The 15,979-nt window shown below is 53.0% G+C and carries 14 protein-coding genes; 11 read left to right on the top strand and 3 right to left on the bottom strand.

The features are described 5' to 3' along the window. Positions 1-18 precede the first annotated feature (18 nt). Positions 19-1,281 (top strand): PTS ascorbate transporter subunit IIC, encoded by a 1,263-nt coding sequence (locus AC07P6_RS18890; protein ID WP_434659211.1) that lies wholly within the window; start codon positions 19-21, stop codon positions 1,279-1,281. A 22-nt stretch (positions 1,282-1,303) separates the two neighbouring features. Further along, complete coding sequence (gene alsE, locus AC07P6_RS18885; RefSeq protein WP_478314178.1) at positions 1,304-1,981, top strand: D-allulose 6-phosphate 3-epimerase; 678 nt, start codon at positions 1,304-1,306, stop codon at positions 1,979-1,981. A 262-nt stretch (positions 1,982-2,243) separates the two neighbouring features. On the opposite strand, the gene AC07P6_RS18880 is transcribed toward alsE, so the two are convergent. Further along, positions 2,244-3,206, bottom strand: a complete 963-nt coding sequence (locus AC07P6_RS18880; protein WP_110277146.1) for a sugar-binding transcriptional regulator — start codon at positions 3,204-3,206, stop codon at positions 2,244-2,246. Positions 3,207-3,247: 41 nt separating this feature from the next. After that, complete coding sequence (locus AC07P6_RS18875; RefSeq protein ID WP_434659210.1) at positions 3,248-4,042, bottom strand: triose-phosphate isomerase; 795 nt, start codon at positions 4,040-4,042, stop codon at positions 3,248-3,250. A gap of 245 nt (positions 4,043-4,287) precedes the next feature. Here AC07P6_RS18875 and pdxA point away from each other — a divergent pair, with 245 nt between their 5' ends. The 8 genes from pdxA to AC07P6_RS18835 all read left to right on the top strand — a co-directional run bounded on the left by pdxA (position 4,288) and on the right by AC07P6_RS18835 (position 12,477). Continuing rightward, positions 4,288-5,295, top strand: a complete 1,008-nt coding sequence (gene pdxA, locus AC07P6_RS18870) for a 4-hydroxythreonine-4-phosphate dehydrogenase PdxA (RefSeq protein ID WP_112216798.1) — start codon at positions 4,288-4,290, stop codon at positions 5,293-5,295. A gap of 35 nt (positions 5,296-5,330) precedes the next feature. After that, positions 5,331-7,049, top strand: coding sequence for a four-carbon acid sugar kinase family protein (locus AC07P6_RS18865; RefSeq protein ID WP_182237929.1), 1,719 nt, complete (start codon positions 5,331-5,333; stop codon positions 7,047-7,049). A 92-nt stretch (positions 7,050-7,141) separates the two neighbouring features. Further along, positions 7,142-8,158, top strand: coding sequence for a 2-keto-3-deoxygluconate permease (locus AC07P6_RS18860; RefSeq protein WP_304258182.1), 1,017 nt, complete (start codon positions 7,142-7,144; stop codon positions 8,156-8,158). A gap of 1 nt (position 8,159) precedes the next feature. Beyond that, positions 8,160-8,528 (top strand): PTS glucitol/sorbitol transporter subunit IIA, encoded by a 369-nt coding sequence (locus tag AC07P6_RS18855; RefSeq protein WP_478314174.1) that lies wholly within the window; start codon positions 8,160-8,162, stop codon positions 8,526-8,528. 33 nt (positions 8,529-8,561) lie between these two features. Further along, the gene (gene rpiB / locus AC07P6_RS18850) at positions 8,562-9,020 is read left to right on the top strand and encodes a ribose 5-phosphate isomerase B (RefSeq protein WP_434659206.1); all 459 of its coding nucleotides are present in this window, start codon (positions 8,562-8,564) and stop codon (positions 9,018-9,020) included. Between the two features lie 30 nt (positions 9,021-9,050). Next, complete coding sequence (gene tal, locus AC07P6_RS18845; protein WP_478314172.1) at positions 9,051-10,001, top strand: transaldolase; 951 nt, start codon at positions 9,051-9,053, stop codon at positions 9,999-10,001. A gap of 18 nt (positions 10,002-10,019) precedes the next feature. Beyond that, positions 10,020-12,023, top strand: a complete 2,004-nt coding sequence (gene tkt, locus AC07P6_RS18840) for a transketolase (RefSeq protein ID WP_478314170.1) — start codon at positions 10,020-10,022, stop codon at positions 12,021-12,023. Between the two features lie 160 nt (positions 12,024-12,183). Further along, the gene (locus AC07P6_RS18835; protein ID WP_139537839.1) at positions 12,184-12,477 is read left to right on the top strand and encodes a hypothetical protein; all 294 of its coding nucleotides are present in this window, start codon (positions 12,184-12,186) and stop codon (positions 12,475-12,477) included. Between the two features lie 7 nt (positions 12,478-12,484). Here the strand turns inward: AC07P6_RS18835 and AC07P6_RS18830 are convergent, their stop codons facing one another. After that, on the bottom strand, positions 12,485-14,161 hold the full coding sequence (locus tag AC07P6_RS18830; protein WP_478314168.1) for an SgrR family transcriptional regulator: 1,677 nt from the start codon (positions 14,159-14,161) through the stop codon (positions 12,485-12,487). Positions 14,162-14,418: 257 nt separating this feature from the next. Here AC07P6_RS18830 and ptsG point away from each other — a divergent pair, with 257 nt between their 5' ends. Beyond that, positions 14,419-15,969 (top strand): glucose-specific PTS transporter subunit IIBC, encoded by a 1,551-nt coding sequence (gene ptsG / locus AC07P6_RS18825; RefSeq protein WP_182237939.1) that lies wholly within the window; start codon positions 14,419-14,421, stop codon positions 15,967-15,969. The last annotated feature ends 10 nt before the right edge of the window (positions 15,970-15,979 follow it).

Raw genomic sequence — 15,979 nt, 5'->3', positions numbered from 1 at the left:
GCCCTACGGAGTCATTCTATGCTGCAGTTTATTATTCATGATGTGCTTGGCACACCAGCGATACTGGTCGGTCTTTTTTCTTTAATCGGTTTGTTATTACAGAAAAAAGCTATTTCTGATGTTATTTCCGGAACCCTGAAAACGATTATGGGTTTCGTGATATTAACATCCGGTGCGGCGATTATCGCCACCACGTTAACAACCTTCAGCCAGCTGTTTGAACACTCATTCCATATTCAGGGCGTGGTACCCAACACCGATGCGATGGCCGCGCTGGCGCAAAAGAACTACGGTACGGCGACCGCGATGATTATGGTGCTGGGGATGCTGTTTAACATCGTGCTGGCACGCATCACCCCGCTGAAATACATCTTTTTGACCGGTCACCACACATTGTATATGTCGGCGATGCTGGCGGTAATCCTTTCCGTTGGCGGCCTGTCTCCTTTCTGGGTTGTTGCTCTCGGCGCGGTGATCCTCGGCGCTATGATGGTGATTTCCCCGGCAATCCTGCAACCGTTTACCCGCAAAATTACCGGGACTGACGATCTGGCGCTGGGCCACTTTGGCTCCACTGGCTATCTGCTGTCGGCGCTGGTCGGCAAAGCGGTAGGCAAGGGCAGTCCGTCGATTGAAGAACTGAAGGTTCCTAAATCGCTGAACTTCCTGCGTGACTCATCGGTAGCCATCTCGCTGACCATGATGATTCTGTTCCTGATTCTGGTTCTGGTGGCAGGGAAATCGTTTGTTGAAACCAGCATCAGCGGTGGTCAGAACTTCATTATCTTCGCCATTATTCAGTCGCTGACCTTTGCCGCCGGGGTATGGATCATTCTTGCGGGTGTGCGCATGGTGATCGCCGAAATCGTCCCAGCCTTTAAAGGTATCGCCGATAAACTGGTTAAGGACGCTAAACCGGCGCTCGATTGCCCAACGGTATTCCCGTTCGCGCCGAATGCGGTCATCGTTGGCTTCTTATCAAGCTTTGCCGCCGGTCTGGTAAGCATGTTCCTGTGCCCGCTGTTTGGCCTGAGCGTAATAGTTCCCGGCCTGGTCCCGCATTTCTTCTGCGGCGCAACGGCGGGCGTGTACGGCAATATCTGCGGCGGCCGCCGAGGCGCCATCGCTGGCGCGTTTGCGCAAGGATTACTGATTTCTTTCTTACCGGCCATTCTTCTGCCGCTGATGGGCGACCTGGGCTTTGCATCCACCACCTTCGGAGATGCGGATTTCGGCGTGGTCGGCATCGTGCTCGGACACGTTGTGGCCTGGTTTAATTAATTGATTTTTTTGGAGATGGGGTATGGCAGCTAAATTTTCGCCCTCGTTGATGTGCATGGATTTAACCCAGTTCAGAGAGCAGATTACGGCGATGAACGGCAGAGCGGACTTCTATCACGTCGACATTATGGACGGCAACTACGCCAGAAACATCACGCTGTCGCCGTTCTTTATCGAGAATCTGAAAAAGATAACCGATGTGCCTGTTGATGTGCATTTGATGGTGAACCACCCGGAAGATATTATTCCGATGTGTCTTGAGGCAGGGGCGGACATTATCAGCTTCCATCCTGAGACGGCGAATAACAAAATCTTTCGTTTACTGAACCAGATTAAAGATGCAGGCCGCCGCTGTGGCGTGGTGCTGAACCCGGCGACGCCAGCGGAAGCTATTAAAGAGTACGCGCATCTGCTCGATAAAGTGACGGTGATGTCGGTGGATCCGGGTTATGCCGGGCAGAAATTTATCCCGGAATCGCTGAATAAGATTAAACAGCTGATTGCCATGCGCGAAGAGAACGGCTGGCATTATCTGACGGAGATCGATGGCTCCTGCAATGAGAAGACCTTCGGAGTGATAGCTCAAACAGGCGTTGATGTCTTTATCGTCGGCACATCCGGGCTATTTTCTCTGGCGGAAGACGTGGGAGATGCCTGGGATAATATGATGACTATCTTCGAGCGTGAGGTCAGCGCATAAAATTTACAGCATCCTCAACCGGCACGTAGATATACGTTTAAGCAGAGGTCTATTTAACCGGTCCGGCTTTCTGTTTTCCCGAATGGCAACAGTGGCGTTGAGGATGCTGTAACCCTTCTCTTTGCTTCCTGATATTCGTCGAGTTGCAGCCATAATGGTTTTGTTAGCCCCGGGGCGGGGAGGGCTACAGGGCTTGCGTTGTCGGGTAGCGCCGCACTCCGGGGAGTGCGATTATTGCTTAAGGGCGCCGCGGCGCCCTTTTTTATAACGCTTTCTGCATGTTAATCACTGCCCGGGCATTTGATGCGCTGGTAGCCAGCACATCTATTACGCCGGTGCGCAGCGCGCCAAGAATGGCCGTTGATTTAGTGCTTTCCGAAGCAATAGCAATCACGCAGGGGATGGTGCGCAGTTGTTCAAGGCTCAGGCCAATAACCCGATCATTCATTACCGTATCAACCGGCGTGCCCTGAATATTGAAAAAGCTATAGCCCGCGAGATCGCCCACCACGCCCTGTTCCTGACGAGCGGTGGCTATCTCCTGCGGTGAGAACCAGCCCAACTGCACCATAAAGCTGTTTTCGTTCATATCGCCGAGGCCAATAATGGCAACGTCCGCCTTGCTGGCCTGTTCGAGCGTAGCTTTAATCAGCCGGTTTTGCATAAACGCTGAACGCAGTTCCGGGGTTTCGACGTAGGCTGGAGCGTACAGCGTTTCGCTAAAGCCGTTAAATTTGCGCGCCAGGTTTCGACTGATGTGATCGGCATCGATCAGCTGGTTATCGCGCTTGGTTCCGCCGATACCGCAAATAAAGCGGCAGTTGCGTTCCGGGAAAATCCCCACATGGTTAGCGACGGCGGCGACGTTGCGCCCCTGGCCAACGGTCACGGTCATATCATTTTTGAGGATCCCGGCCAGATAGTTGCTGACCAGCGCCGCCACCTGCTGGCGCTGTTCGTCCTCGTCGTGATGGTCTAAGGCGATAAGCGCACGTTTGATCCCGAAATGAGAAATAAACTGCTGCTCTATCTGCGAGCTGAAGACCGGATGATATTTCACGCTGATCTCGACAATCCCTTCGTGACGGGCTTTCTTCAGCAAACGACCGACCTTAATGCGCGAGATACCAAAGCGCTTTGCAATCTCTTCCTGGGTTTGTTCCTGATCGTAATAAGCCACGGCAATTTCTGTCAGCAGCGCATAATCTGAGTCTTGTTCAGTCATAGTTATCGCCCGGTGTTTCCATCTTTGATGTCTCCCTAATACTACTGCGCCTGAAGAATAAATTCCTCTGTAACGCGTTGAACAATGTCGCAATAGCCGTTGGCATCCCATGCCGAACGACCAATAAACAGCCCATTGATATCATCCTGAAGGAGTAGTTCTACGGCATTTTGCCGATTGACGCTACCGCCATACAGCAGGGGAATGCGCTGTCCGGTCTCTGTGCCGAAGGTTTCACACAATGCCTGACGAAGTGCCCGGTGGATATCTGCGGCCTGTTCCGGCGTCGCTGGGGTGCCGTGTTCGCCAATGGCCCATACCGGCTCGTAGGCGACCAGAGTTTGTAAAACCTGTTCTTCGCTTAAACCATACAGGGCGATTTTCATCTGTCGTACCACGGTTTCTCGCGATACCTGCCAGCGCTTCTCGTCGGCGCTGTCGCCAATGCAGATAAGCGGCCGCAAACCGTGGCGCAGGGCGCTATGCACCTTTTGGTTAATGGCGGCATCGGTTTCATTAAATGCGCCCCGGCGTTCAGAATGGCCAAGTTCGACCAGGGTTGCGCCGGTTTCAGCCAGCATGGCGGCGGAAATTTCACCTGTCCAGGCGCCGTTTTCCGCTTCATGCATGTTCTGTGCCCCGGTCAGACAAGGGATTTGGTGCTGCTGGAGATACTGACTAACCGGATGAATAGCGGTAAAGGGAGGGATAACAAACGGCTGAATTTTCGGATGTAAAACCTCCGGTAGCCGCTCTGTCAGCGTTTCACACCAGGCCATGGCCTGAGACAACGGCTTGTTCATTTTCCAGCTGGTTCCTAACCAGATTTGTTCCATTGTTATTCTCCATAATAGATAAATCAATAGCTTGTAGTGAAAGTGAGTTCGCGTAGTAGTGAGATTGAACTTTTTATCACTATGTGAACATATGTTAGATCACATTTTTTTATAAAATAAATCTATGGATTTTTTTATGTGATCTAAATCACTAATAACCTCTCAATCATCAGGTAATGTTCTGACCATATGATTAACCAATGAACATATGAACAAAAACTGATTTCCACTACGAGAGGTCCACGATGTCACAAGAGAAAAAACCCGTTGTCGCACTTACCATTGGCGATCCTGCTGGAATTGGCCCAGAGATTTCAGTCGCGACGATGATGGAAAAAAGCGTCTACGACGAGTGCAAACCTTTTTTAATTGGTTCAGTGCCTATTATCGCCAGAGCGATGAAGATCATGGGATGTGATTTCCCGATAAACAAAATTACCCATCCGCAGGAAGCTCGCTTTAGCTGGGGTACGCTGGATGTCCTGGAAACCGGTGATTACGACTGCGAGAGTATTGAATGGGGGAAAGTACAGAAGCTGGCGGGGCAAATGTCGCTGGACTATGTCCTGAAATCTATCGAGCTGGGCAAAGCGGGCCTGATCGATGTGGTCTCTACCGCGCCCATTCATAAAGAAGCTATCAAGCTGGCGGGATGTAAATTACCGGGCCATACCGAAATCTATCAGGTTGAAACCAATTCGGATTACGGCCTGACGATGTTCCACGTCCACAATCTGCGCGTGTTTTTCGTCAGCCGCCATATGGCGCTGAAAGATGCCTGCGATTACGCCAATAAAGAGCGCGTGCTGGCTTGCGTACAGCAAATCCACCATGAGTTCACTGCGCTGAATATCCAGAACCCGCGCATTGCGGTGGCCGCACTGAATCCGCACGGTTCAGATAACGGTCTGTTTGGTCATGAAGAAGCCGATAACCTGATCCCGGCGGTTAAAGCGGCGCAGGACATGGGCATTAACGCCATCGGCCCGGTACCGGCAGATTCCGTTTTCCATCTTGGCAAGCTGGGTCGCTATGACGCCATCCTCTCTCTTTATCACGATCAGGGGCATATCGCCTGTAAAACCCTCGATTTTGAACGTTCCGTGACCATCACGTTCGGTTTGCCGTTTATGCGTAGCTCTGTCGATCACGGGACGGCGTTTGACATTGCAGGCACGGGTAAAGCGGGCACCGTCAGCATGCTGGAATCCACCATGGCTGCGGCGCGCTACTGGAAAATGAAAAACCACTAATCGCTGACGTTCATGCGAAGCAAAAGGGCAGAGAAATGGAAAAACATCTGTTGATTAGCAAGGGCAGTAAGGGCTGGGGTGGGCCGCTGACCATTAATATTAGCCAGGCGAAAAAGATTGCTTATATTACCGGGGGGATTTGTCCCCCGGTAGTTGAACGCCTGAGCGAGCTTACCGGCTGGCCGTCCGTTGATGTCTTTAAAAACGGCGAGCCGCCGGAAGAGGAAATTGGTCTGATGGTTATCGACTGCGGCGGCACGCTGCGCTGCGGTCTCTATCCCAAACGCGGTATTCCGACGATTAACCTGCATCCAACCGGCAAAAGCGGCCCGCTGGCGGAGTTTATTCACGAAGGAATATACGTTTCCGGCGTCACGCCAGCCTGTATCGAAATGGTCTGGCCGCAAGGAGAAGGCGGTAAGCTGGGCATCGTCGCCGACGACCTGACCGGTGCGACCACCGTTGGGGTACTGCTGGCGCGCAGCGGCTTGAAAACCGCCGCCTTTTTCGATACCGAATCTTTCGCCCGCAACGAAGTAGAGTATCCGGCGATGGTGGTTAGTAGCGACAGCCGTCCACTGCCGAAAGCTGAAGCTCAGCATCAGGTTAGCGCCGCGGTGAAGCAGCTGCAGGCGCGCGGGGCGCACTACTTTACCAAACGTATTGATACCACTCTGCGCGGCGGTATTGGTTTTGAAATCGACGCTATGCTGGAACAGCTGCCGCTGGAAACGGTTGCCGTAGTGGTCCCCGCGATGCCGCAGTCGCGCCGTATTCTGGTTGGCGGCTACTCGGTGATTGACTCCGTTGCGCTCTCGCGTACCGATGTGGCTCGCGATGTGCGTACTCCGGTGACCGAGTCGTGGGTTCCGGGGCTGTTGGCAGCGCAAACCCATCATCAGGTCGGGCATATCGCGCTGGCTTCGGTGATGAAAGGCGAGGGGCAGATTCAGCAGGATCTCCAGGAACAGCAGCAGCGCGGTGTGCGGGTCATCGTGGTTGATGCGATTACGGTTGAGGATGTCGACGCGATTGCCGGGGCGGTGGTTTCGCTGAACTGGAATGTGCTGGCGGTCGATCCGGGTCCATTTACCGAACGGCTGGCGGTGCGTCGCGGCCTGATGCGGGAAGCGCGCAACAGCGCGTCAACGACCGCGGCAGCGGAAAACCCGCGCGGCTCGATCCTGGTCGTCGCCGGGAGCGCAACGCCGGTGACCAAAAGGCAACTCCAGCATCTGATCGCCAATGATGAAAGGGTTTGCCATATCCCAGTCGATGCCGAGCTGCTGGTCGACAAGAAAAACGCCGCTGAGATCGAAGTCAATCGCGTGGTTCAGCATGCGCGGCAGTGCGTACCGGCACAGCAGAACGCGCTGTTTGTTTTTGAATCTGCGTTAACCGGACGGTTATTGAATCTTCAGGAAGAAGAGCAGCGATTTGGCCTGGCGCACGGTCAGGCTGCGGAAAATATTAACCAGGGATTGGGGAGTATCGTACGTGAAGTGCTTAACTGTGCATCGGGTGAAATTAAAGGTCTGTATATGACCGGCGGTGACACCATGGTGAATGTGCTGAAGGAACTCGGTGCTACCGGTATTGAAATGATTGACTATGTGATACCGCAAACCGATATGGTGCGTATTATCGGGGGCGATTATGCCGGGTTGATTTGCGTCGGCAAAGGAGGTTTAACCGGGCCGGAGGATATTATTAGTACCATTGTCGATAGAATTTATAAAGAATCACAGCAATAACCCAAAAGTCATATAACTAAAAAACGGCGTAATGGTCGTACGGGTAGTATTGCGTCGTTATCTCTGTTAAATCATAATTTATGAGTTACCCTATGAACATAAATATACTTGAGAAAATGAATAAGGTGCCAGGCGGTTTAATTATTATACCGTTGCTCGCGGCGATTCTTATTAATACCTTTGCTCCTGAAGTTCTGGGCATCGGCGGCCCGACGACCGCATTATTTAAAGTCGGTTCCAGCGCGATGATGGGCATTTTTCTGCTTATTTGTGGCACATCGATTAATATCCGCCAGGCCGGGCTGCCACTCTATAAAGGCGCGGTGCTGTTGTTCCTTAAATGCCTTGCCGGTGCGCTGGCCGTATGGGCCGCTGGGGCGATGTTTGGCCCTAATGGTTTTCTTGGCATCTCGACGCTGGCGCTGATTGCCTGCTTAACCAGCTCCAACAGCTCGCTGTATATCGCGCTATGCAGCAACTACGGCGATGCCAGCGATGCTGGGGCTATTTCCGTCTTCTGCGTCAAAGATGGTCCGTTCGTGACCATGATGGTACTGGGCGTCAGCGGGTTGGCTAATATCCCGTTCGCCGCGCTGCTGTCGATGCTGATCCCTTTACTGATTGGCATGCTGTGGGGCAACCTTGATGAGCGCTTCAAGCAGCTGTGCGCCGCCGCTCAACCGCTGATCATCATTATTATGTCGTTTGCTATCGGCGCAAACTCCAGTATCAATACGGTCTTTACCGCCGGTTTGTCCGGGATCTTACTGGGTATTATCTCCGCGATAACCGGCATTGTGTTCTACTTTATCTACAACCTGTTTCTGAAGAAGAAAACTGCGCTGGGTGCCGCGTTGGGGACGACTGCCGCCAGTTCGGCGCTGACGCCAGCAATGGTGGCTCAGGCCGACCCTTCTTTGGCGATGTACGTTGATGCCGCCACCGCACAGCTGGCGACGGCGAGCATTATCACCATGATCACCGCACCGATTCTGGTGGCCTGGTTCGATAAACGCCTGAAAAAACGCGCTCCGGTCGTTGAACCAGTGAAAGAAGAGAGTGAAGAGAAGGTGGCATTATCTTCTCATGCCGCAAAAGGAAACAAATAATATGACCGTGCCGTTGTATTCATTACTTATCACGGCTGTTGGGGAATACGTCGAAAACTACCTGCTGGAGCAGAAACTGATTTTATTCTCAGATTCCGTTCCTGACGATATTGCGATGTATTGCGCCGTACACCAGGGCAGTGAGCTGACGGCTGAACTGTCACCCGGGCAGATAATGAAAATAAATGAGACTATTTATCGGGTGACTGCGGTGGGCAGTGTTGCAACGGCAAATTTAAAACAGCTTGGTCATATTACATTAAATTTTGATGGCGCTATAACTGCTGAATTACCAGGGACGGTACATCTTTGTGGCAAAGCACCACAATATATCCAAACTGGCGACCGAATTTCTTTCTATAAAATCTGAATTAAGACGTACTGTTAAATTAAGGAAACTACCATGAAAACAATCGCTATTGGTGCGGATGATGCCGCCTATGCTTTCCGCGACGCTATCGTCGCTTATCTGAATGGGCAGGGAATTAACGTCGCGGATTACAGCAGCGATAAACGCCAGGGCAGTACGGTCTATCCGGACGTTGCCCATGCGGTGGCGATGTCGATTAAGCAGGGCGAGCACGAACGCGGCATTTTAATTTGCGGCACCGGTATTGGGATGAGCATTGTGGCGAATAAAGTGCCGGGCGTTCGTGCAGCCCAGTGCCACGATACCTTCTCCGCCGAACGGGCGCGCAAAAGTAATAATGCGCAGATTATTACCCTTGGGGCTCGCGTGATTGGCCCGGAGCTGGGCAAAAAAATTATTCAGGCATGGCTTGAATCCGAATATGAAGGCGGCGGCTCTGCATCGAAAGTAGAGCGTATCGATTATTACGAACACCAGCACGCCAGAGATTAATATCCGCAGTCGTAATATAAGGAACAGACTATGAGCCAGTTAGACGAGCTGAAAAAATACACCACGGTTGTCGCCGATACCGGTGATATTGAATCGATTAAAAAATTTGCCCCGCAGGATGCCACAACTAATCCTTCGCTGGTGCTCAAGGCCGCACAGCTGCCGCAGTATCAGGCGCTGATTGCCGACGCTATCGGCAAAGCTCGCCAGCAGGGCGGCAGCGCGCAAACGCAGCTGATTAACGCCTGCGACCAGGTCGCGGTGGATATCGGTAGCGAAGTGCTGCGCCACGTACCGGGGCGTATCTCGACAGAAGTCGATGCCCGATTTGCCTGGGATCGCGGGATGTGCGTGTCGAAAGCACGCAAACTTATCCAGATGTACGAAAAGAACGGTGTCGGTCCAGAGCGTATCTTAATCAAGCTTGCCGCCACCTGGGAGGGCATTCGTGCTGCTGAAGAGCTGGAGCAGAGCGGCATCAACTGCAACCTGACCCTGCTGTTCTCTTTTGCTCAGGCACGGGCCTGCGCCGAAGCGGGCGTCTTTTTAATCTCGCCGTTTGTCGGGCGTATTTACGACTGGTATCAGAAAAATCAGCCGCAGACGGAGTATCAGGTGGACCGCGATCCGGGCGTGGTTTCCGTGCGCCAGATTTATCAGTACTACAAGTCCCACGGCTACGACACCGTGGTGATGGGCGCCAGCTTCCGCCGCATTGAGCAGATCCAGGCGCTGGCAGGCTGCGATCGTTTGACTATCTCTCCGGCGCTGCTTGATGAACTGGCCGCCAGCGAAGGTACCCTGACCCGTCAGTTGTTGCCAGGCAACGTGACGGAAACCCGCCCCAGCCCGATGACCCAGGCGGAGTTCCTCTGGTCGCATAATCAGGACCCCATGGCAGTGGATAAACTGGCGGAAGGGATCCGGTTGTTCGCGGTCGACCAGGTCAAACTGGAAAATCAGATTCAGCAGATGCTGTAAGGCGTGGGGAATATCCTGATGAACACAACCAATAATACCCGCCGCCTGTGCGCCAATGCGCTGCGTGCGCTGAGCATGGACGCGGTGCAGAAAGCAAACTCTGGTCACCCCGGTGCGCCGATGGGGATGGCGGATATTGCGGAGGTCCTGTGGCGGGACTTCCTGCGGCATAACCCGAACAACCCGGAATGGGCCGATCGTGACCGCTTTATTCTCTCCAACGGTCACGGCTCGATGCTGATTTACAGCCTGTTGCATCTGACGGGCTACGATGTGTCGCTGAACGATTTGCAGAGTTTCCGCCAGTTGCACTCTAAAACGCCGGGCCACCCGGAAGTGGGTTACACCCCGGGTGTCGAAACCACCACCGGGCCGCTGGGGCAGGGGATTGCCAATGCGGTAGGTATGGCTATTGCGGAGAAAACGCTGGCGGCGCAGTTCAACCGCCCGGGCCACGACATTGTTGACCACTTTACCTACGTCTTTATGGGCGATGGCTGCATGATGGAAGGTATCTCTCACGAGGTATGCTCCCTGGCCGGTACCCTGAAACTGGGCAAGCTGGTGGCGTTCTATGACGACAACGGCATCTCCATCGACGGTCACGTTGAAGGCTGGTTCACCGACGACACCGCGAAGCGTTTTGAAGCCTACGGCTGGCACGTTGTTCGTGGCGTGGACGGTCACGATGCGGAGGCGATTAAACGCGCGGTGGAAGAAGCGCGTGCAGCTACCGACAAACCGTCCCTGCTGATGTGCAAAACCATCATCGGTTTCGGTTCGCCGAACAAGCAGGGCACTCACGACTCCCACGGCGCGCCGCTGGGCGACGCGGAAATCGCGCTGACCCGCGAAGCTTTGGGCTGGAAACACCCGGCCTTTGAAATCCCGTCTGATATCTATGCTCAGTGGGATGCGAAAGAAGCCGGTCAGGCGAAAGAAGCCTCCTGGAACGAGAAGTTCGCGGCCTACGCCAAAGCCTTCCCGCAGGAAGCGGCAGAATTCACCCGTCGTATGAAAGGCGATATGCCGTCTGACTTCGATGCGAAAGCGAATGAGTTCATCGCTAAGCTGCAGGCGAATCCGGCGAAAATCGCCAGCCGTAAAGCATCCCAGAATGCGATCGAAGCTTTCGGCCCGCTGCTGCCGGAATTCCTCGGCGGCTCCGCTGACCTGGCACCGTCTAACCTGACCATCTGGTCCGGCTCTAAAGCGATTAACGAAGACACCGCCGGTAACTACATCCACTACGGTGTGCGCGAGTTCGGCATGACCGCGATTGCCAACGGTATCTCGCTGCACGGCGGCTTCCTGCCGTACACCTCTACCTTCCTGATGTTCGTGGAATACGCCCGTAACGCGGTGCGTATGGCGGCTCTCATGAAGCAGCGTCAGGTGATGGTCTATACCCACGACTCCATCGGTCTGGGCGAAGATGGCCCGACTCACCAGCCGGTTGAGCAGGTTGCTTCCCTGCGCGTCACGCCAAACATGTCCACATGGCGTCCGTGTGACCAGGTTGAATCTGCTATCGCGTGGAAATACGGCGTTGAGCGTCAGGACGGCCCGACCGCGCTGATCCTCTCCCGTCAGAACCTGGCGCAGCAGGAACGTACCGAAGAGCAGCTGGCGAACGTCGCCCGCGGTGGTTACGTGCTGAAAGATTGCGCTGGCCAGCCAGAGCTGATTTTTATCGCCACCGGTTCAGAAGTTGAGCTGGCGGTAGCTGCTTACGAAAAACTGACTGCCGAAGGCGTGAAGGCGCGCGTGGTTTCCATGCCGTCCACTGATGCATTCGACAAGCAGGATACGGCTTACCGTGAAGCCGTGCTGCCGAAAGCCGTCTCTGCTCGCGTAGCCGTTGAAGCGGGCATCGCTGACTACTGGTTCAAATACGTGGGCCTGAACGGCGCTATCGTCGGCATGACTACCTTCGGCGAATCTGCTCCGGCTGAGCTGCTGTTTGAAGAGTTTGGCTTCACCGTTGACAACGTAGTCGCCAAAGCGAAAGCGCTGCTGTAGGTCTTAGATTGCTCCCGGGGCGGGGCGGTAAGGCCGCACTTCCGGGAGCTTTTAATGCTGTTTTGTTTCACAAAAAAGTAACATTGTGACTAACGAGGCATTATCAAATATTCATTTGTGGCATGTTCCTTAACTCAGGTAACAGAGAAGGAATATAACCATGGCCACTGAGTATGTTGACTACCTTATCCTCGGCGACGAACATCACGGCGAAACCTACCGCGATATCAAAACCCACTCTCTCCAGGTCCGTTCGAAATACTCAGCGCCGGTTCAGCGTTACGCCGCCAATACAGATTCCGCCTCCGCGCAGCCAAAAATGGTGAACTACAACGTACATGAATACCCGGCGCAAGATGGCCGATTTTATCTGGTGGCGACCAACTACCCGCTGGCGGATTTTGACGTTGAGGAAGCGCTGGTTAAATCAAGGATCCACCCGCTTAGAGCGTAACCCTTCACTATAGCCACAGCTGGCTGAAATCGGGCCAGCCCAGGGTGCTCAAATCGCGCCAGGTAAACGAATTTTCGTTAGCGAACTCCATCCAGTGGTGCAGCAGCGGAATAATCCACCGCTGGTGAGTGAGCTGATGAAAGTGTTCGTTGATACTCTGATGGGCAACATCGTCGGCCTCATTGAGAATGTGCTGAATAAGCGCCCGATGATCCTGCTGCGCTTTTTCCGGCAAATGGCGAAAGACGGGGGACGAGGCCAGCCAGTCCAGGAAAGCCGGGCTGGAAAGCGTATCCAGCATAAAATTAGTGAGCCAGACATCCGCGCTCTGCGTGTTCCCCATCGTAAATTCTTCAAAAGTGTAAACGTGCACGGTGCATTGAAAATGATGCCCACGCAGGATGTCGGCCATGGCCTGCGCAAGCTCGACAAGCTCCGGTTGACCGAAGGTGGCAATCGTTACCTGACGGTGAGCGGTAAACGGTAGCGGAATATTGCCGAAATCGACCCGTCGGTGGTTCCATTCTGGCAGTAACCCTTGCGCAATCGACAGGATGCTGGCGTACTCTTGTGGAAGATTAGTGCGATCGAGCAGCGCCATGGGTTGCAGCACGTGATTGAGAAAACGCCTGCCGACATCGTCAGCGAAAAGCCCTTCGTTATCCACCAGCACAAAGCAACTCCCTTTTTCCAGCTGCCGCTCGCTAAGCGGGCGGGTATCCAGCGCCTGCTCTCCGTGTAACACCGGGATAAAACTCATGCTGATGCTCTCCGGTGCCCAGGTAAAGATGTTGATTTCATTGAGCATTGGCCGGGCCTGATGATAATGCTCATTGCGATGGAGCGTCAGAAAGTTGCCCTGGTGCCGCTGAATGCGAAAGGGGCCGCTACAGCGCATTTCGCTGTCCCGCAGGTCGAAAATCAGAGCGGCCTGGGTCGCCAGCAGGCAGTCGAGCCGGTTCATTGAGACAGATGTTTCGACCACCATCTGGTATTCATCGGCAGCGTAAATGGCGGATAAATCACTAAACAACGCAGCAAACCAGGGGCTCTGGCTGGCGGCGTTCAGACAGCGCGCCAACAGAGGCGCGCTTAGCCGTTCGCCGTCGGAAAAATGGGCCGTTGATTTTATATAGAACTCCCAGCGAGTAGCCTGCTCGTTGTGAGTCCAGTAATGCGCGATATCCGGGACAATTTTTCCCTGAACGCCGTCATAACGGGTCAGACCGCTTAAACACTGACGAACCAGATGTCGCTCCGTACGCCGCAGCGGGTGCAGGGGATTGAGCCGGTCAATATCGCGATAATAGGGAATACGAACGCGGGTTTCGCTATTATTTTCTTGGGCGCCGAAGCGATATTGAATAATTCGATTCAGGGCCTGTTTTTCATTGCCAATAAATTTCAGCACGTTGCCGTAGTCAAAATGGGCAATCATCTGCTCAATATTCTGGTTGATTAACGTATCCGGTGCGATCAGCAGACGCAATATCGATTGTTTACCCCGACCGCGCTGGGGCTGCCACTCTATCCATTTTTCCTGCTGCATCCGCGTGAGGGTAATACGCGCATTTCTTATTGAACAATCGAACAACTCGGCAATTTGCTGCACCTGGACCGGCATATCCTGGCCGACGCCGTAGCGTGCGTACAATTTGCGGAAGTGATCTTCGATATTCGCCATCAGTTTTCCGCTCCATAAAAGGAATTTTTTCCTATTTTATGCAGGAATGGCGGCTTTAAGTGTGATTGCGTTCAAAGTACTTCCTGTTTTTGGCTAAAACCGGAAGTAATAAGTGTGGCTTATTACAGTTTTTAAAAAGCATTCCACGGCAAATAATCAGTCTATTCGCAGCCTGGAGTAAACGTGTAAGTCAGAGTTGCGAAAGCAAAAAAATATTTCGGGCTAAATGACGTTCAACGATCATCAGGAGTTGCGGAATGGAAAAATTTAATTTGTTGCAAAAACTGCAAAGTATTGGTCGCTCGCTAATGATTCCTATTGCAATGTTACCGGCGGCAGGGATTTTATTGGCATTTGGTACCAGTTTACAGGATCCCAATATTGTGGCGCAGCTGCCTTTTCTGGGTGCAAATTGGTTAGTTCACACATTAAAACTTATGTCGGAGGCAGGCGGAATTATATTTGCCAATCTGCCGTTGTTATTTGCCGTCGGCGTAGCGGTGGGATTGTCAAACGATCAGGGTATTGCCGGGCTATCGGCGATAGTCGGATTTTTGATAATGAATGTCACCATCGGGCAGTTTTTAGGTATTACTGCCGAATCGGTATCTCAGGTGCGCGATTATACCTTTGTGCTGGGGATCCCATCGCTACAAACGGGGGTTTTTGGCGGGATTGTTATCGGTATTATCGCCGCATGGCTCTATAAGCGTTATTACCAGATAAGCTTGCCTTCCTGGCTGGAATTCTTTTCCGGTAAGCGCTTTGTGCCAATTATTACCTCCTTCGCAGCGCTGTTTGTTGGTTTGGTTATGGCAATCATCTGGCCTCCGGTGCAGCATGCGATTAATGGCCTGTCTAATACCATGATGAACTCCGGCCTTGGGTTCTCCGCTTTCCTGTTTGGTTTCGTAGAGCGCCTGCTGATTCCTTTTGGTTTAAACCACGTCTGGTGGCCTACCTTCTGGTTACAGTTTGGCGAATACGTTAATAAAGCCGGGCAGGTGGTTCACGGCGATCAGCTGATTTTCTTCGCGCAGTTAAAAGACCAGGTGCCGCTCACCGCCGGGACCTTTATGGCCGGCCTGACGCCAATCAAGATGTTCTGTATCCCGGCCATTGCCCTGGCGATTTATCGCTGCGCTGATGACGAAAATAAGGCGCGGGTAAAAGGCATTATGCTCTCCGGCGCGATTACTTCTATCGTCTGCGGCATTACTGAACCCGTGGAGTTCTCGTTCCTGTTCGTCGCACCGGTGCTCTACGGCATTCATGCGGTGCTTGCCGGGGTAGTATTCCTGCTGATGGAATTGTTCAGCGTTCACATTGGTCTGTCGTTCTCCGGCGGTTTAATTGACTACCTATTTTTTGGCGTACTGCCGCGCGGCGGCAACTGGTACATGGTGATTCCGGTCGGTCTGGTGATGGGCGCGGTTTATTACTTCCTGTTTAGCTGGGCAATTAAACGCTGGAATTTACTCACTCCGGGGCGTGAAAAAATATTAGCAGAAAACGGTAATAGCGCGGATGTGAAATCGGATGCGCTAATCACCAACATTATTGCCGCCTACGGTGGATTAGAGAATATGCGCAGCATTGAGGCTTGCATGTCGCGACTGCGTATTGATGTTGTCGATAAAGCTATTGTGGATAAGAACAGGCTTAAACAATTAGGCGCATCGGGAATTGTTGAGGTTGGACAGAATATTCAAAGCGTTTTTGGCATGAAATCCGACCGTTTAAAAGAAGAAATTCGCGCCGTTAAGGCGCAGCAGGAAAAGGCTGTACTTCACACTGTTCACTCTTAAAGGAGGTTCT

The sequence above is a fragment of the Klebsiella sp. GFKo11 genome (assembly GCF_056490265.1).
Note: the sequence above shows the minus strand (reverse complement) of the source record. Positions and strands in the feature narration are given on the sequence as shown.